This is a genomic window from Sphingopyxis sp. QXT-31 (genome assembly GCF_001984035.1).
In the GTDB taxonomy this organism is placed as follows: Bacteria; Pseudomonadota; Alphaproteobacteria; order Sphingomonadales; family Sphingomonadaceae; genus Sphingopyxis.
Map to the genome: position 1 here is coordinate 2,893,657 of NZ_CP019449.1, position 16,233 is coordinate 2,909,889.

A 16,233-nucleotide genomic window follows, 5' to 3' on the forward strand; every position below is an offset into this window, starting at 1 on the left:
CTGAAGATCCTCCCCACGCGCAGCGATGGGGAGGTGGCAGCCCGTAGGGCTGACGGAGAGGTCGACGCCGTCAGGCGTCGGTGCAAGGCCAGACCCCTCCACCACGCCCTGCGGGCGCGGTCCCCCTCCCCAACGCTTCGCGATGGGGAGGATCTTCACGCCATCCCCGAAACAACGGCCCTTCCCGCCACCCGCCCCCGCGCCTATATCGGAGGCATGACAAGCCCCACCGATCCCCGCCGCTTCCTCTATCGCGCCGATGCGCTCGACCCCGATCTGGCGCAGGCGCTCGCGCGCGAGGCGCTGGCGCAGGCCGACGACGGCGAGCTCTACCTGCAATATCGCGCGACCGAGAGCTTCGGTTTCGACGACGGGCGATTGAAAACGGCGGACTATTCGACCGACGCGGGTTTCGGCCTGCGCGCGGTGTCGGGCGAGATGACGGGCTTTGCGCATGCCAGCGAGATCAGCGCCGGGGCGATCCGCCGCGCCGCCGGGACGCTCGCGCTGCTCGATCCCGCGGCGCAGGCGCCCGCCGGGCCGCCGACGCGGACCAACCGCCACCTCTACGACGAAGCCAACCCGCTCGACCTCATCCCCTTCGCGAAGAAGGTCGCGCTGTGCCAGGAGGTCGACGCCGCCGCGCGCGCGCGCGATCCGCGCGTCGTCCAGGTGTCGGTCGCACTCGCGGGCAGCTGGTCGGTGGTCGAGATCGTCCGCGCCGACGGCTTCCTCGCGACCGACATCCGCCCGCTCGTTCGCCTCAACGTCTCGATCGTCGTCGAAGAGAATGGGCGCCGCGAGAGCGGCTATTTCGGGCTCGGCGGCCGCTACATGTACGACCATCTGTTCGAGCCCGAGCAGTGGAACCGCGCGATCGACGAGGCGCTGAGCCAGGCGCTGGTCAACCTCCGCGCGGTCGACGCTCCCGCGGGCGAGTTCACCGTATTGCTCGGCCCCGGCTGGCCCGGCGTGCTGCTCCACGAAGCCGTGGGCCACGGGCTCGAGGGGGATTTTAACCGCAAGGGCACCAGCGCCTTTTCGGGCCGCATCGGCCAGCGCGTCGCCGCGCCCGGCGTGACCGTGGTCGACGACGGCAGCATCGCGCAGCGCCGCGGCTCGCTCAGCATCGACGACGAGGGCACCCCGACGCAGGAAAATATCCTGATCGAGGACGGCATTTTGAAGGCCTATATGCAGGACCGGCTCAACGCGCGCCTGATGGGCGTCGCGCCGACCGGCAACGGCCGCCGCGAAAGTTTCGCGCACGCGCCGATGCCGCGGATGACCAATACCTTCATGCGCGGCGGCGATGACGATCCCGCCGAGCTGCTGAGCCGGGTCAAGAACGGCATCTTCGCCAAAAGCTTCGGCGGCGGACAGGTCGACATCGTATCGGGCAAGTTCGTCTTCAGCTGCACCGAGGCGTACAAGATCGAGAACGGCAAGCTCGGCGATTCGATCAAGGGCGCGACCTTGATCGGCGACGGGCCGAGCGTGCTCACCAAGGTGCTCGGCATCGGGGGTGACATGGCGCTCGACGAAGGCATCGGCGTCTGCGGCAAGGGCGGCCAGAGCGTCCCCGCGGGCGTCGGCCAGCCGACCTTGCTGGTCGGCGGGCTGACCGTGGGCGGGACGGCTTAGAACTCCTTCCCCCTCGATGGGGGAAGGATACGGAGCCTTGCGCCTTTGGCGTTAGGCGAAGTTGGATGAGGGTGATGGTGCGTCATGGCACCGTCGCTTCGGGCCGAGAGCGCACCCCCACCGCTGCGACTAACGAACAAGTTCGTAAGTCTCGCTGCCTCCCCCATCGAGGGGGAGGATTGACGCTGTGATCCCGCTCACTTGGCGCGCCGCATCGCTGCGCCTATACCCGCCTCAAACATAAAGCAGAATCGGGTCGAATGAGTTTTTCCGCCGGAGCGTTTCGGCTCCAGTCGCAGGGAGGAATTATGCGTACGACTTTTCGATTCACTTCGGTCGCGGTGATCGCCGCGATGCTGAGCGCGCCGGTGGCGGCGCAAAAGAGCACGGGCCCCAAGGAACGCTACGAGATGGACGCCGCGACGATGTCGGGCTTCGCCGCGATGGGCGGCGGAAAAGGCGGCATGGGCGGCGCGATGAGCATGATGTTCGGCGGCGGGCCCGACAGCGCGCTGGCGCGCCAGCTGCTGCTGCGCCTCGGCTCGAACGAGCTGCCGACCGCGCCGCCGCCCAAGGGCGACCATTTTTTCCTGCCGCAGGCCAAGCTCGGCACATCGGTGCCGCTGATCGGGCGCGAGCGCAAGGAGGGCGATTATCCGACCGAGTTCGAACGCCCCAAGGGCCGGCTTTTGCTCTATTGGGGCTGCGGCGCCAAGGCGGGGCCGGGGCAGCCGGTGGTGATCGATTTCGCCAAGGTCGCCGCGGGGCAGATCCCGCCGAACCTCTTCTCGAGCGCGGTGCCGGTCGTCCGCGAAGTGACGCCCGAGAACAGCAAATCCTATGTCGAATGGCCGAACGCCAAGTCGGCCAAGATGCCCGCGAAGGACAGCTCGCTGCTCGGCGCGCACCGCGTTGCGAGCAATGTCGGCAGCGACATCAACTTCACCCTCGCGCAGGACTATATGCCCGCGCTGCAGGCCTCGACCGGCGACAATGCCGACGGGTCGGTGACGATCCGCTGGAACCCGGTGCAGAACGCGACCGGCTATGCCGCCTGGACGATCGGCGGCATGGGTAGCGGAAGCGGCAAGAACGACGTCGGCGACATCGTCTGGTGGTCGAGCAGCGCGACCAAGGAATTCGGCGGCGGCCTGTGGGACTGGCTGCCGCCCTCGGTCGTCGCGAACCTGATCACAAAAAAGATCGTGATGCCGCCGTCGCAGACGACGTGTCAGATCCCCGCCGAGGTCAAGAAGGCGTCGGGCGAGTTCATGATGGGCAATCTCAACGCCTTCGGTCCCGAGGCCAATTTCTCCTACCCGCCCAAGCCCGCGACCGGCGTGTGGAACATCGATTGGACCGCGAAGGTGCGTTTCCGCTCGTACACGATGCTGATGGTCGGCGCTGATTTCGGCGGCATTAGCGGCGGCGGCGCAAGCAGCGGCAGCGGCGAGACCCCGGCGCCGGCGAAAAAGAAGAAGTGCAAGGGCCCGCTCGGCATCCCGCTGCCCGACGCGGCCTGCTGAGGTGAAGCGAACGGACGCGGGTCCGAGTCAGTTGCCGTTCAGACGAAGCGCCCTATATCGACGATAGAGGGTGTGTGTTGAATGACAGGAGTCGAACCATGCGTCCGTTTATTGCAACCATCATCGCCGCCGCCGCGATCGCCGCAGCGCCCGCCAGCGCCAAAGAAAAGCTGAGCCCCGAGGCCCAGCTCGACAAGATGCTCGACGGCCGCGTCGCGGGCGAACCGCAGAATTGCATCAGCCTTTCGTCGGCGCGCAGTTCGACGATCATCGACGGCACCGCGATCGTCTATCGCTCGGGCAGCACGCTGTGGGTGAACCGGCCGAAGGGCGGCGCCGAGTCGCTCGACGACGACGATATCCTCGTCACCAAGACGATCGGCAGCCAGCTGTGCAGCATCGACAGCGTCGAGCTGCGCGACCGCTCGAGCCATATGTATGCGGGCTTCGTCTCGCTGGGCGAGTTCGTGCCGTACCGCCGCGTGAAGGGCGAGTAAGCCAGACCGTCCTGCTTATGCGTTCTGCGAAGCGATCCGGGGTTGCACGAAGCGCCCCGGATTGCTTCGCTGTGCGCCATGACCGACGAGAACCAAACCCCCGCCCCGCCCGCCGACTGGCCGGCGCAGCTCCTGTCCTTCTGGTTCGATGCCCATGGCATGGACGACTGGTATGGCGGCGGGCCCGAATTCGACACCGCGGTGCAGGATCTCGCGGGCGACTGGCACGACGCGCTGCGCGCGCAGCCGCCCGAAGCCTTCCTCACCGACCCCGACACCGCGCTCGCCGCGGCGATCCTGTTCGACCAGGTGCCGCGCAACATCCACCGCGGCCACGCCGACGCCTTCGCCACCGACAGCCTGGCGCGCGTGATCGCGCGCGGCATTGTCGCCAGGGGCTGGGACCAAGCCTGGCCCGACGAGCGGCGGCAATTTGCCTACCTGCCCTTCGAGCATAGCGAGGATATCGCCGACCAGCGCGAATCGCTGCGCCTGATGGGCCAGCTCGCCGATCCGCTCTTCGCCGATTATGCGCAGAAGCATTTCGACATGATCGACCGCTTCGGGCGCTTTCCGCACCGCAACGCCGCGCTCGGCCGCACGACGCGCCCCGAGGAACAGGCGGCGATAGAAGAGGGCAGCCATTGGTGATAGAGCGGCGCGGACCGACGCGGAGCGCAAGACCATGGCCGATTTCACCGACAGCCTGACCGACAAGCATATCGCCTTCATCGAAAAGCAGCCGATCTTCTTCACCGCGACCGCCGCCGACGAAGGGCGGATCAACCTGTCGCCCAAGGGCTATGCCGACACCTTCCGCGTGCTGTCCGCGGAACAGGTCGCCTATCTCGACTTCGGCGGCTCGGGCAACGAGACGCACGCACATCTGGCGGCGGACGGGCGCATCACGATCATGTTCTGCGCCTTCGACCGCACCGCGCTGATCCTGCGCATCTACGGCCGCGGGCGCGCGGTGCTGCCGCAGGACGCCGAGTGGGACGCGGTCGCGGCGCATTTCACGCTGCTGCCCGGCACGCGCCAGATTTTCGTGATCGACGTCGAGAGCGTGCAGACCAGCTGCGGCTGGGGCGTGCCGATGATGGAGATCAGCCACGAGCGCGACACGCTGCAGAAATATCACCGCCAGGCCGACCCCGTGCTGTGGGTCGAGAAGTTCAAGGAACGCACGAAGAGCATCGACGGCCTGCCGACGCGACCGACCGACCGCTTCATCGCCGGCGAAGCCGCCAAGACATCGTCCTGATGGCGCTGGTCGAACTGGTGCGGCTGCCCAACGGAGCGGAGGCCGAACTGCTGCGCGGTCGGCTCGAAAGCGCGGGCGTGCACGCGGTGTGCTTCGACGCGGGCATGAATATCGCCGAGAGCGTCGGGCTGCTGATCCCGGTGCGCGTGATGGTGCTGGACGAGGATCTCGCCGAAGCGCAGGCCTTGCTGGCGGAGTTCGAAGGCGGTTAGGTGCAACCCTACGCCCTCCCCGTTCGTCCTGATCCCATAGGACAAGACAGAAAGCCCGCCGCTCCCCCGCCATGATCAAGGTCGCCAGTTACAATATGCGCAAGGGCATCGGGCTCGACCGGCGCCGCGACCCCGGGCGGGTGCTGTCGGTGCTGGGCGAGCTCGACGCCGATATCGTCGCGCTGCAGGAGGCCGACCGCCGTTTCGGCGCGCGCGCGAGCGCGATCCCGCCTTATATGTTCGACGAGCATAGCGACTATGTCCCCGTCGCGCTCGACGGCCGCCCGCACAGCATCGGCTGGCACGGCAACGCGCTGCTGGTCCGCAAGGGCGCCGAGGTCGAGGAGAGCCACGCGCTGCACCTGCCGACGCTCGAGCCACGCGGCGCCGTCGCGGCGACGATCCGCATCGGCGACACAAGGCTCCGCGTCGTGGGCATGCATCTCGACATTTCGGGCCTGCGGCGGCGCCAGCAGGCGCGCGCGATCCTGCACCATGTGTCCGAAGGCGAGGAATTGCCGACGATCCTGATGGGCGACTGCAACGAATGGCGGAACCAGGGCGGCTGCCTCCATGATTTCGGCGAGCGTCACCAATTGGTCGATACCGGCCACAGCTTCCATAGCCGCCGCCCGGTCGCCAAGCTCGACCGCATCTTCGCCTCGCCCGACCTGAAAGCGGTCGAGGCCGGGGTGCACCGCAGCGCGCTCGCGGCAAGGGCGTCGGACCATCTGCCGATCTGGGCGCGGTTCGAGCGGGCTTGATACTCCCCTCCCGCAGGCGAGAGGGGTTGGGGGTGGGCAGCGACGTGGCAATGGCCCACCCCGCTGCGACTAGCGAACAAGTTCGCAAGTCTCGCTGCCCCTCCCGCCTGCGGGAGGGGGTCTATCTGCCCAAAAAACAGGCACGTCGCTGCCTCGCCTGCCCATTAGACTGACTCAATCGGTCGTAGGGGCGCTGCATTCCGTCACAAAATGTTAACTTATCCCGTCCCTGCGCAATCTGGCACGGCTGTTGCACTGCAACATCTGCCAATAAGCAAAAGGGGGCGTCATGAAGCTGATCCTGGCTATCATCAAACCGTTCAAGCTCGACGAGGTGCGCGAAGCCCTCACCGGGCTGGGCATCGCCGGAATGACCGTGACCGAAGTCAAAGGCTTCGGCCGGCAGAAGGGCCAAACCGAAATCTACCGCGGCGCGGAATATGCCACCAACATGGTGCCGAAGGTGAAGATCGAGCTCGTCTGCGACGACGCGCTCGCACCGCGGGTCGTCGAAACGCTGCAGCAGAGCGCCGGAACCGGGTCGATCGGCGACGGCAAGATTTTTGTCCTCGACGTCGGTCAGGCCGTGCGCATCCGCACCGGCGAGACCGGCGAAGCGGCGCTGTAATGATGAAGGGGGAAGCAATGAACTTCGCAAACAAGATTGCGGCGGGAGCCGGGGCCGCGGGCCTCGCGCTCTTCGCCGCGTTGCCCGTCTGGGCGCAGGAAGCGGCGACCGCCGCCGCGGCTCCGGCCGCCGAAGCGGCGGCGCCCGCCCCGTTCGTGCCGACCGCCGAAATGGTCAACAAGGGCGACGTGGCGTGGATGCTCGTCGCCTCGGCGCTGGTGCTGATGATGTCGGTGCCCGCGCTGGCGCTCTTCTATGGCGGCCTCGTCCGCGCCAAGAACATGCTGTCGGTGCTGATGCAGGTGCTGACGATCGTCTGCGTCGCGGCGCTGGTCTGGTTCAGCTGGGGCTATTCGATGGCCTTCACCTCGACCGGCAGCTTCGATCCTCGCCTCGTCGGCGGTTTCGACAAGGCGTTCCTCGCGGGCGTCGACGTGACAACCTTCGCCGCGACCTTCTCGAACGGCGTCTATCTCCCCGAATATGTCTTCGTGATCTTCCAGATGACCTTCGCCTGCATCACGCCGGCGCTGATCGTCGGGGCGTTTGCGGAGCGCGTGAAGTTCACCCCGCTGATCATCTTCACGGTGCTGTGGCTGACCTTCGCCTATTTCCCGATCGCGCACATGGTGTGGTACTGGGCCGGCCCGGACTTCCTGCACGCCGCGCCGACCGACATGGGCCTGCTGTGGGGCTGGGGTGCGCTCGACTTCGCCGGCGGCACCGTCGTCCACATCAACGCGGGTATCGCCGGCCTCGTCGGCTGCCTCGTGATTGGCCCGCGCCTCGGCTACAACAGCGAACCGATGCCCCCGCACAACCTGGTCATGACGATGATCGGCGCCTCCTTGCTGTGGATCGGCTGGTTCGGTTTCAACGCCGGCTCGGGCCTCGAAGCCAATGCCTTCGGCGCGCTGGCCTTCATCAACACGCTGGTTGCCACCGCAGCGGCGGGCGCGACCTGGGCGATCATCGAGCAGATCATCCACAAGAAACCCTCGCTGCTGGGTGGCGTCTCGGGTGTCGTCGCCGGTCTGGTCGCGATCACCCCGGCGGCGGGCTTTGCCCACCCCGGCACTGCGATCCTGCTCGGCGCGGTCGCCTCGCTGGTCTGCTTCTTCTTCGTCACCACGGTGAAGAAGAAACTGAAATATGACGACTCGCTCGACGTGTTCGGCATCCACGCGATCGGCGGCATCGTCGGCGCGATCGGCACCGGCTTTGTCGCCAACCCGGAATGGGGCGGCCAGGGCTGGATCGACTACACCGCGCCCGTCGCCAAGGCCGGCGAGTTCGACCTCGCAGGTCAGGTAATGACGCAGATCTGGGCGGTCGGTACCACGGTCGTGTGGACCGGCGTGGTCAGCGCGGTGCTGTTCCTCGGCCTCAAATACACCATCGGCCTGCGCCCGTCGAAGGACGTCGAGCAGGAAGGGCTCGACCTCGCAGAGCATGGCGAGCGCGCCTACAATATGTGAAGAGACTGGACACCCGCCGCCGCTCTCTCCTCTCCAAAATGGCGGCGGGGTCCAAACAGGGTTCCTCCTGCGAACCACTGGCCGGGGCTTGTCCCCGGCCTCTTTTTGCTTGCAGCCCGCACGGCCTCCGCCGATTGGTCTGTGGCCGCAATGCCACAGCGCGCCGACATTTTGTTACGCGCGATTCGGACCCCATTGCGCATTTGTGACAACAGGCGCACTCCTCTCGCCGCAACGACGGGGCAACATAGCCCCGCGTCCCTTGTGAGGAGAACTACCATGCATGCTCGCACGATGCTGCTGGCCGGGCTTTCGACGCTCGCGCTGGCCACTATTGGCACGCCCGCTTTCGCGCAGGACGCCGCCGCCGAAGAAGATGACGGCAACATCATTATCGTCACCGCAACCAAGCGCGACGCCAATCTTCAGGACATCCCCTTTTCGATCAACGCCCAGACCGCCGAGGACATCCAGAAATCGGGGGCGGTGACGCTCGAGGATCTCTCGCGCAACGTCGCCGGCCTGTCGGTCCAGAACCTCGGGCCCGGGCAGAGCCAGGTGTCGGTGCGCGGCGTGTCCGCGGGCCAGGTCGTCCGCGACCAGCCCGGCGTCAAGGAACAGGTCGGCGTCTATCTCGACGAAAGCGTGATCTCACTCTCGCTCTTCACCCCCGACATCGACCTTTACGACCTCAACCGCGTCGAAACGCTGCGCGGCCCGCAGGGCACGCTCTTCGGCTCGGGCTCGGTCGGCGGCACCATCCGCTACATCACCAACCAGCCCAAGCTCGGCACGACCGAAGGCAGCGTCGAGGCGAACGTCAACCTCGTCGACGGCGACGATATCGGCGGCCATATCAAGGGCGCGATCAACCTGCCGCTCGGCGACAAGGCGGCGGTGCGCGCGGTCGGCTATTACACGCGCTACGGCGGCTTCATCAACGCGGTCGGCCCGGCGGGCGGCGACGACGTCAACAGCGGCGAACGCTATGGCGGGCGCATCGCAATCACCTTCGAGCCCGTCGACGACGTCACCATCACCCCGCGCATCGTCTATCAGAAGGTGACCGCCGACGGCTTCAACCGCCAGGACATCTACAATCTCTACGGCAACCGCTTCACCACGACGCGGCCGCAGGTGATCTATGACGAGCGCGAGCAATATCTGCTGCTGCGCGAAGGCTTCGAGGACGAGACGATCATCGCCGACCTGGTGATGAACGCCAAGCTCGACGGCGTGTCGGTGACCTCGGTGACCAGCTACACCAACCGCGACATCCTGGTCAGCCGCGACGCGAGCGCGCTCACCGGATCGGTGTCGGTCGACCTCGGCTTCCCCACCGCGGGCGTGCTGCTGCCGTCGAACCTCGTCGACACCACCGACCTCAAGACCTTCACCCAGGAAATCCGCCTCGCGTCGGATTATGACGGCGCGTTCCAGTGGGTGTTCGGCGGTTTCTATTCGAGCACCGATCGTTTCTATCGCCAGCGCCTGCCCACCCCGGGCTACGACGCGGTGACCGACGCGACCTTGGGCGCGGGCACATCGGCGGCGGTCGCCAACGGTTTCCCCGCCAACTCGCCGTACAACGCCGACCTGCCCTATAATATCAAGCAGCTCGCGATCTTCGGCGAAGGCACCTATTCGATCACCGACGCTTTCGACGTCACCGTGGGCGGCCGCTATTACGACTTCGTCGAGACGCGGCGCTTCGTCACGGGCGGGCTGTTCGCCAATGGCGACAACCGCCGCGACAAGACGCGCTCGAACGGCATCAGCCCGCGCGTGCTGCTCAGTTACGACGTCAGCGAGGACATCAGCATCAACGCGCAGGCGTCGAAGGGCTTCCGTCTTGGCGGGGTCAACGATCCCCTGAACCTGCCGCTCTGCACCCCCGCCGACGCGGCCTTGTTCGGCGGCTTCCAGGACTATGACGACGAGACTTTGTGGAATTACGAGGTCGGGGTGAAATCGCAGGGCCGCGGCTTCACCTTCAACGCCGCGGGTTTCTACAACGACATCCGCAACCTGCAGGTGACGCTCGACGCGGGCAGCTGCTCGTCGCGTATCGTCTTCAACGTCGACAAGGCGCATTCGATGGGCGTCGAATTCGAACTGGGGCTGACCCCGGTCGACGGACTCGACCTCAACCTGTCGGGCAGCCTGATCGAGGCCGAATTCGACACCACCCTGCCCGGCGTGCTCGCCGCGGCGACGGGGATCCGCGAAGGCAATCGCCTGCCGTCGGTGCCGAAGTTCCAGCTGTCGGCCTCGGGCAGCTATGAATTCCCGATCTCGGACGGCGCGTCGGCCTATCTCGGCGCCTCGTTCCAGCACGTCGGCACGCGCTACACGCAGCCGGCAGACCAGGAAAACAACCCGCGCACCTTCGTCCATGGCCTGCCCTTCGGCGGCGCCCCGGCGAATGCCGCGACGACGGTCGACCTCCAGCTGCCCGACTATCAGCTGGTGAATCTCAGTGCCGGTGTCGACTTCGACAGCGGGCTGTCGCTGAGCGTCTATGTCAACAATCTGCTCGACGAAAACGCGCTGCTCTCGTTCGACCGCGAACGCGGCGGGCGCGCGCGCCTCGGCTATACTGTCGGCCAGCCGCGCACCTTCGGCATCACCGCGCGCCAGAGCTTCTGACGCGCACAAAAAAGGGCGGGTTCCGGCCTTCGGAACCCGCCCTTTTTGCTGCCCGAAAAATAGGCAGTGGTGATGCAAATTTAGGCCTTTTCATCATGACATTAATATGGCATTCAACCCTCAAGAGTTTCAGGAGGGGAGAGCCTGAAAGGCTGGGCCGGGACGCAAGTCCCGGCCCTCTTTTTTTGTGCGCAACATGAGCGCGCACAAAAGCCCGCTCAATTTTCCGCGGATTTCCGATGATATTGCAGCGCAGCAAAAACCCGCCAGCCGCCGTCGGGCTGCAGCACCGAATCGCTCACCGCCAGCGTGCCGCCTTCGCCGAGCACATAGGTCGAACGCCCGATCTCGACATCGGCGCTGCCCCAATGCGTCCACCATGTTGCACCTTCCGCGCCGCCCGCGATGGGCCGCTTGCGCCCATAACTGTCGGCCCATGTACCGCGCAGCCGGCCCCTCGCGTCGAAGGCATAGGTCGCGTCGGCCGAATAGATCACCGGCGGCTCACCGGCGATCGTCAGCCGGTAGGTCAGCGTCGTCGCGCCGCCCGCGCCGCCCGCGCCGGGCGCGATGGCGAGCGTCGCGGTCGCGGGCTTGCCGAAGGCCTGCCCCTCGCCGATCCAGTGGCCGTGCCACGCGGCGAGCGACGGCGCCTCGGCAGGAGCGGCGGGCGCGACTAGTGCGGCCGCCGCCCACCACAGCGGCGTCATGCCGCCATCTCGGACTGCGAGAACATGAAGGCGTTGCCGTCGGGATCGTAGAAGGTGATGAGCTTCACCAGCCCCGGGATATGCTGGATGTCGCCGTCCTGCCTTACCCCTTCGGCGTCGAGATGCGCCTTGGCCGCCTCGATATCCGCAACCTCGAACACATTGGTCGCGCCGCCGCCGTGCGTCACGCTCTCGACCTGGCTGAGCCCGATATTGACCCCGGCCATCGGAGTCCGGAGCTCGCACCAGCCGATCTCGTCGGCGCGGTAGAGCAGTTCGCACAGCATCACGCGCTGGTACCAGGCGATCGACGCGGTCATGTCCCTGACCCCCATCGAACAGGTGAGCTCGGATCCGATCTTCAACGCCATGCGATTACTCCCTCTTCGGCCGGAGCCCCGAGCTCCAATCCGCTTGCTTCGACGGTCCGGTTTGTATAGTTACTTGCAAATGCCGTCAAGCACCCCCGATCCGCTGCTCGCGCAGCTGACCAGCCACCGCTGGCTCGTGCCCCTGCTCGCCGACCTCGCGGCACATCGCGGCGCGCGCTTCGTCGAGCTGGTGAACCGCTTGCAGCTGCCCCGCGACAGCCTGGCGCGCACGCTCGACGCGGCGGCGGCGCAGGGCTGGGTTCAGCGCAACCCCGGCCACGGCCATCCGCTGCGCCCCGAATATATCCTCACCGAAGCCGGCAATGCCGCCGCGCTGCGCGCCGCGACGATCGCCGCGGCGCAGGCGGCAGTCGGCTTGCCGCCCGGCGGGGCAACGCGCTGGGGGCTGCCGCTGGTCGCGGGAATCGGCGCGGGGCACGACCGCTTCAACGCGCTGTCGCGGCTGCTCGCCCCCGCGACCCCGCGCGCGCTGTCGTTGGGGCTGGCGGCGCTGGGCCGGCACGGGCTGGTGATGCGCGCGGTGGTCGATACAAGGCCGCCGAGCAGCCTCTATGGGCTGACGGGGAATGGAAGGGTGCTGGCGGAGGCGTGCGCCATTTAACCCTCTCCCCTTCAGGGGAGAGGATAGCCCAGCTTGCTCCGTCAGGAGCTAGCGAAGCTTGGAGAGGGGTAAGAAAGGGCAATCGCGCGCCCTTCCCCTCTCCAACTCCGGCTAGGCGCTACGCGCCAAGCCTACATATCCTCTCCCCTGAAGGGGAGAGGGGAGGTCAGACCAAAGCCGCCTTCACGAAATCCGCAGCGCGCTCACCAATCATGATGCTCGGCGCATTGGTGTTGCCGCTGACCAGCCGCGGCATGATGCTCGCGTCGGCGACCCAGAGCGCGTCGATGCCCTTCGCCTTCAGCGTCGGATCGACCACCGCCGCCGCGTCGCTGCCCATCCGGCACGTGCCCACGGGGTGATAGACGGTATCGGCGCGCGACCGGATCAGTGCGTCGAGCGCGGCGTCGTCGGCAAGGTTCACCGGATGCCGGTCGACCCCGGCATAGTCGCTGAGCGGCGGCGCCGCGGCGATACGGTGCATCATCCGCACGCCTGCGCGCAAGGTCGCCATGTCGCGCTCGTCGGTCAGGAAACCCGGATCGATCGCCGGCGGCGCCGCGGCATCCGAAGACGCCAGCCGCACCGTCCCGCGGCTTTCGGGGCGCAGCACACAGGCGTGGCACGAAAAGCCATGCCCCTTGACTTTCGCTCGCCCATGATCCTCGAGCATCGCGGGCACGAAATGATATTGGATGTCGGGCGCGGGCAGGTCGGGGTGCGATTTCCAGAAGCCCCCCGCCTCGGCGAAGCAGGTGGTCATGATCCCCGTGCGCTGCGTGCGATGCTCGAAGATCGCCTTCACCATCCGCCAGGTGCCGCCGAGGCTGTCGCCGAAGGGTTCGGTCGAGCGCGTCTCCCAGCTCGATACATAGTCGATATGGTCCTGCAGATCGGCGCCCACCGCGGCGCGATCGGCGACCACGTCGATGCCCTGCTCCTTGAGATGCGCGCCGGGGCCGATGCCCGACAGCATCAGGATCTGAGGCGAACCGAACGCCCCCGCCGACAGCACCACCCCGCCGCGCGCGCGCAGCGTCTCGCGCTTGCTCCCGCGGCGGATCACCACCCCGGTCGCACGCCCGTCCTCGATCAGGATCTTCTCGACCAGCGCCTTGGTGCACACGGTGAAATTGCCGTGCGCGCGCAGCGGCTCGACATAGGCGCGTGCCGCCGACCAGCGCTCGCCGGCCTTCTGCGTGACCTGATAGAAGCCGAAACCCTCCTGGTTCGCGCCGTTGAAATCGGCGGTGCGCGGCAGTTGCAGCGCCGCCGCGCTCTCGACGAAGCGCCGGCTCGTCACATTGGGCCAGCGCTGGTCCATGACATGGAGCGGGCCGTCGCTGCCGTGGAAATAGTCGGCGCCGCGCTCGTTGCCCTCGCTGCGCTTGAAATAGGGCAGCACGTCGGCATAGCTCCAGCCGGTCGCGCCGAGCACTTCCCACTGGTCGTAATCGAAGGCGTGGCCGCGGATATAGACCATCGCGTTGATCGCGCTCGACCCGCCGAGCCCGCGCCCGCGCGGCTGGTATCCGATCCGCCCGTTCAGCCCTTTTTGCGGGAGCGTGTCATATTGGTAATTCGACGCCTTGGGGATGAAGGGCATGAAGCCTGGGGTCTTCACCCGGACGATGTCGTTCGTCCCGCCCGCCTCGACCAGGCACACGGTCCTTTTGCCATCCTCGGCGAGCCGCCCCGCCGCCGCGCTCCCCGCGCTGCCGCCGCCGATGACGATGATGTCGAACGCATCCATATACCGCTCCCCTCGCCACCCGCGCGGTGGTCATATGGGTGCTTACATGAATGTCATTAGAGAGCGAAGCAAGGGGGGTCGGTTACTAGAGACAGTCTTTCAGGACGGTGCAGGAATAATAGATTCCGGCGAGAGGGAGCCAGCTCAGGAGAATGCAGAGTAGACCGACCGCGACGATCAATCGCGATCCGGGCTCCCAGCCAGCGATCGCGCTGGGCAGAAAAATCATGCTCGCAATAACCTTGAGCACAATGAAGCTTTCAAACGACAAGACATCGACGGCCACGGCGCCGAGGGCCGTCAGTGCGAACAATCCCGCCGCCAGCGCAATCCAACTCGACACCGATCGAACGGCATCACTCACTGCGCCCGGCTTCCCAGCGTTCCTTGATCATTGCGCTCGTCGCGCGGCTGCCGTCGTGGCTCCAGCCGGGCTCGCGCCAGATATAGGAGAGCTTGTGCCGCCACGGCGCGTGCCAGACATCCTTCGCGATGCCGACCCATTCGTGGACTGCCGCCCACAATATGTTGAAGCTGCCCAGCTGCTTGACGATACCATAGCGCACCGGCTCGTCGTCGCGTTCGGCGACGAAGCTGCCGAACATCTTGTCCCAGATGATGAACACGCCGGCATAGTTGGCGTCGAGATAGCGCGGGTTCACGCCATGGTGGACGCGGTGGTGCGACGGGGTGTTCATCACCGCCTCGAACCAGCGCGGCAGCCTTTTGATCGCCTCGGTATGGATCCAGAACTGGTAGATCAGGTTCAGCCCCGCGCAGAAGAACACCATCGCCGGCGGAAAGCCGATCAGAAACAAAGGCAGGCGGAAGAGGAAGGTCAGGCTGAAGAAGCCCGTCCAGGTCTGCCTGAGGGCGGTCGAGAGATTATAGTGCTGCGAGCTGTGGTGGATGACATGGCTCGCCCAGAACCAGCGCACGCGGTGCGCGCTGCGGTGGAAGACATAATAAGCGAGATCGTCGAGGAAGAAGCAGAGGATCCACGCCCACCACCAGCTCGCAAAATCGAGCCCGATGTCGAACAGCCGGTACTGATAGACCCACACCGACATGCCCACGACCGCCGCGCCGACGAGCGCGCCCGCGACCTGGCTCACCGTGCCGAGCATCAGCGAGGTCAGCGTATCGCGCGCCTCGAAGCGGCTCCTGTCCTTGCGCAGCGAATAGACCATTTCGGCGATCAGCAGCAGGATGAAGGCCGGGACCGCATAGACCACCGGATCGGGCAATTTATCCACCGGGAATCTCCCGCATCCGCGCCGCCCACACCCCGGCCTCCTTGCCGAGCTGCAGCGTCACCGCGCCGAAGGTGCGTTCGGGCGGGGTCAGGGTCAGGAAATCCTTGTCGAGCCGCGCCATCATCTGGCGGTCCACGGGCCGCGCCGCGAAATGATTGCCGTGCGCACGCACCAGCATCATCCGCCCCTCGGCGTTGCGCACGATCGCCGCGAAACCCGCGCGGTCGCGCGCGACGTCGGTGCCGCGAAACCCCGCCTCGGCCTCTTCGGCGAGGCGGATCGCATGATCGGCGTCCTCGATCCGCGGATCGGCACCGAGCCCCAATTTCCCGACCAGCCAGGCGACGAAGAACACCGCTACCAGCGATGCGCCGAGCTGGATGATATCCGCCAGGCTCATTTGTCCCCCGAAAGCGCGTCCATCATCGGGCGCAGGCCGCTGAGGTCGTATCCCGCCTGCGCCGCGGCATCGACGATGCCGTCGATATCGTCGCCCGCCCGCGCGCGCGCCAGCGCCCATAAATGCGTCGAGCGCGTGCCCGAGCGGCAATAGGCGAGCACCGGACCGGTCGCCCCCGCGAGCACCGCGTCGAGCGCGTCGAGCTGCGGATGGCTGAAGCCTGCATGACCCACCGGGATTGCAGCATAGGCCAGCCCCTCGGCCGCGGCGGCGTGGGCGATTTCATCGCCCTGCGGCGCCGAGGGTTCCTCGCCGTCGGGGCGGTTGTTGACGACCATCGCGAAGCCCTGCGCCTTGGCCTCGGCGATATCCTCGATCGAGATTTGCGGGGCGACGCTATAGCCGGCGGACAGGGTTCGAAAATCGCTCATGGCGCCGATCTACTCCCGCCCTGCGCCC

The 16,233-nt window shown here is 66.6% G+C and carries 18 protein-coding genes; 11 read left to right on the forward strand and 7 right to left on the reverse strand.

Annotation, left to right across the window (positions count from 1 at the left end; all coding sequences use genetic code 11):
• The first annotated feature begins 216 nt into the window (after positions 1-216).
• The 10 genes from tldD (at position 217) to BWQ93_RS13960 (ending at position 10,662) form a co-directional block, all read left to right on the forward strand.
• Complete coding sequence (gene tldD, locus BWQ93_RS13915) at positions 217-1,644, forward strand: metalloprotease TldD (protein ID WP_077031070.1); 1,428 nt, start codon at positions 217-219, stop codon at positions 1,642-1,644.
• A gap of 308 nt (positions 1,645-1,952) precedes the next feature.
• Positions 1,953-3,170, forward strand: coding sequence for a hypothetical protein (locus BWQ93_RS13920; RefSeq protein WP_077031071.1), 1,218 nt, complete (start codon positions 1,953-1,955; stop codon positions 3,168-3,170).
• Between the two features lie 98 nt (positions 3,171-3,268).
• Positions 3,269-3,667 carry a hypothetical protein gene (locus BWQ93_RS13925; RefSeq protein WP_077031072.1) on the forward strand — a complete coding sequence of 133 codons (399 nt, stop codon included), beginning with the start codon at positions 3,269-3,271 and terminating at the stop codon, positions 3,665-3,667.
• A 78-nt stretch (positions 3,668-3,745) separates the two neighbouring features.
• On the forward strand, positions 3,746-4,318 hold the full coding sequence (locus tag BWQ93_RS13930; protein ID WP_077031073.1) for a DUF924 family protein: 573 nt from the start codon (positions 3,746-3,748) through the stop codon (positions 4,316-4,318).
• A gap of 34 nt (positions 4,319-4,352) precedes the next feature.
• Positions 4,353-4,931: a pyridoxamine 5'-phosphate oxidase family protein gene (locus BWQ93_RS13935; RefSeq protein ID WP_077031074.1), complete on the forward strand. Its 579-nt coding sequence runs from the start codon at positions 4,353-4,355 to the stop codon at positions 4,929-4,931.
• Entirely contained in the window at positions 4,931-5,143 is a 213-nt protein-coding gene (locus BWQ93_RS13940) for a putative signal transducing protein (protein ID WP_077031075.1), read from the forward strand. Before BWQ93_RS13935 ends, BWQ93_RS13940 begins: the two co-directional genes overlap by 1 nt.
• Before the next feature lie 71 nt (positions 5,144-5,214).
• On the forward strand, positions 5,215-5,907 hold the full coding sequence (locus BWQ93_RS13945; RefSeq protein ID WP_077031076.1) for an endonuclease/exonuclease/phosphatase family protein: 693 nt from the start codon (positions 5,215-5,217) through the stop codon (positions 5,905-5,907).
• 289 nt (positions 5,908-6,196) lie between these two features.
• Positions 6,197-6,535, forward strand: coding sequence for a P-II family nitrogen regulator (locus BWQ93_RS13950; protein WP_003043080.1), 339 nt, complete (start codon positions 6,197-6,199; stop codon positions 6,533-6,535).
• 17 nt (positions 6,536-6,552) lie between these two features.
• The gene (locus BWQ93_RS13955) at positions 6,553-8,013 is read left to right on the forward strand and encodes an ammonium transporter (RefSeq protein ID WP_077032420.1); all 1,461 of its coding nucleotides are present in this window, start codon (positions 6,553-6,555) and stop codon (positions 8,011-8,013) included.
• Between the two features lie 279 nt (positions 8,014-8,292).
• Entirely contained in the window at positions 8,293-10,662 is a 2,370-nt protein-coding gene (locus BWQ93_RS13960; RefSeq protein ID WP_077031077.1) for a TonB-dependent receptor, read from the forward strand.
• 218 nt (positions 10,663-10,880) lie between these two features.
• Here BWQ93_RS13960 and BWQ93_RS13965 read toward each other — a convergent pair whose 3' ends face one another.
• On the reverse strand, positions 10,881-11,372 hold the full coding sequence (locus BWQ93_RS13965; protein ID WP_077031078.1) for a hypothetical protein: 492 nt from the start codon (positions 11,370-11,372) through the stop codon (positions 10,881-10,883).
• The gene (locus BWQ93_RS13970) at positions 11,369-11,743 is read right to left on the reverse strand and encodes a VOC family protein (RefSeq protein ID WP_077031079.1); all 375 of its coding nucleotides are present in this window, start codon (positions 11,741-11,743) and stop codon (positions 11,369-11,371) included. Before BWQ93_RS13970 ends, BWQ93_RS13965 begins: the two co-directional genes overlap by 4 nt.
• A 79-nt stretch (positions 11,744-11,822) precedes the next feature.
• Between BWQ93_RS13970 and BWQ93_RS20840 the strand changes: the two genes are divergently transcribed.
• Positions 11,823-12,365 (forward strand): winged helix-turn-helix transcriptional regulator, encoded by a 543-nt coding sequence (locus BWQ93_RS20840; RefSeq protein ID WP_077031080.1) that lies wholly within the window; start codon positions 11,823-11,825, stop codon positions 12,363-12,365.
• A gap of 166 nt (positions 12,366-12,531) precedes the next feature.
• On the opposite strand, the gene BWQ93_RS13980 is transcribed toward BWQ93_RS20840, so the two are convergent.
• The 5 genes from BWQ93_RS13980 to BWQ93_RS14000 form a co-directional block, all read right to left on the reverse strand.
• Positions 12,532-14,118 carry a GMC family oxidoreductase gene (locus BWQ93_RS13980; protein WP_077031081.1) on the reverse strand — a complete coding sequence of 529 codons (1,587 nt, stop codon included), beginning with the start codon at positions 14,116-14,118 and terminating at the stop codon, positions 12,532-12,534.
• An 85-nt stretch (positions 14,119-14,203) separates the two neighbouring features.
• Entirely contained in the window at positions 14,204-14,482 is a 279-nt protein-coding gene (locus BWQ93_RS13985; protein WP_156878243.1) for a hypothetical protein, read from the reverse strand.
• Positions 14,475-15,374, reverse strand: coding sequence for a sterol desaturase family protein (locus BWQ93_RS13990; protein ID WP_077031083.1), 900 nt, complete (start codon positions 15,372-15,374; stop codon positions 14,475-14,477). The genes BWQ93_RS13985 and BWQ93_RS13990 overlap by 8 nt, the downstream gene beginning before the upstream one ends.
• Positions 15,367-15,774 (reverse strand): hypothetical protein, encoded by a 408-nt coding sequence (locus tag BWQ93_RS13995; protein WP_077031084.1) that lies wholly within the window; start codon positions 15,772-15,774, stop codon positions 15,367-15,369. The genes BWQ93_RS13990 and BWQ93_RS13995 overlap by 8 nt, the downstream gene beginning before the upstream one ends.
• Positions 15,771-16,205, reverse strand: coding sequence for a TIGR01244 family sulfur transferase (locus BWQ93_RS14000; RefSeq protein WP_077031085.1), 435 nt, complete (start codon positions 16,203-16,205; stop codon positions 15,771-15,773). The genes BWQ93_RS13995 and BWQ93_RS14000 overlap by 4 nt, the downstream gene beginning before the upstream one ends.
• Positions 16,206-16,233 lie beyond the last annotated feature (28 nt).

Bases quoted from the DNA above. Each gene is read 5' to 3' on its own strand.
- tldD (WP_077031070.1), top strand. From the start codon at position 217: ATGACAAGCCCCACCGATCCCCGCCGCTTCCTCTATCGCGCCGATGCG.
- BWQ93_RS13920 (WP_077031071.1), top strand. From the start codon at position 1,953: ATGCGTACGACTTTTCGATTCACTTCGGTCGCGGTGATCGCCGCGATG.
- BWQ93_RS13925 (WP_077031072.1), top strand. From the start codon at position 3,269: ATGCGTCCGTTTATTGCAACCATCATCGCCGCCGCCGCGATCGCCGCA.
- BWQ93_RS13930 (WP_077031073.1), top strand. From the start codon at position 3,746: ATGACCGACGAGAACCAAACCCCCGCCCCGCCCGCCGACTGGCCGGCG.
- BWQ93_RS13935 (WP_077031074.1), top strand. From the start codon at position 4,353: ATGGCCGATTTCACCGACAGCCTGACCGACAAGCATATCGCCTTCATC.
- BWQ93_RS13940 (WP_077031075.1), top strand. From the start codon at position 4,931: ATGGCGCTGGTCGAACTGGTGCGGCTGCCCAACGGAGCGGAGGCCGAA.
- BWQ93_RS13945 (WP_077031076.1), top strand. From the start codon at position 5,215: ATGATCAAGGTCGCCAGTTACAATATGCGCAAGGGCATCGGGCTCGAC.
- BWQ93_RS13950 (WP_003043080.1), top strand. From the start codon at position 6,197: ATGAAGCTGATCCTGGCTATCATCAAACCGTTCAAGCTCGACGAGGTG.
- BWQ93_RS13955 (WP_077032420.1), top strand. From the start codon at position 6,553: ATGAACTTCGCAAACAAGATTGCGGCGGGAGCCGGGGCCGCGGGCCTC.
- BWQ93_RS13960 (WP_077031077.1), top strand. From the start codon at position 8,293: ATGCATGCTCGCACGATGCTGCTGGCCGGGCTTTCGACGCTCGCGCTG.
- BWQ93_RS13965 (WP_077031078.1), bottom strand. From the start codon at position 11,372: ATGACGCCGCTGTGGTGGGCGGCGGCCGCACTAGTCGCGCCCGCCGCT.
- BWQ93_RS13970 (WP_077031079.1), bottom strand. From the start codon at position 11,743: ATGGCGTTGAAGATCGGATCCGAGCTCACCTGTTCGATGGGGGTCAGG.
- BWQ93_RS20840 (WP_077031080.1), top strand. From the start codon at position 11,823: ATGCCGTCAAGCACCCCCGATCCGCTGCTCGCGCAGCTGACCAGCCAC.
- BWQ93_RS13980 (WP_077031081.1), bottom strand. From the start codon at position 14,118: ATGGATGCGTTCGACATCATCGTCATCGGCGGCGGCAGCGCGGGGAGC.
- BWQ93_RS13995 (WP_077031084.1), bottom strand. From the start codon at position 15,774: ATGAGCCTGGCGGATATCATCCAGCTCGGCGCATCGCTGGTAGCGGTG.
- BWQ93_RS14000 (WP_077031085.1), bottom strand. From the start codon at position 16,205: ATGAGCGATTTTCGAACCCTGTCCGCCGGCTATAGCGTCGCCCCGCAA.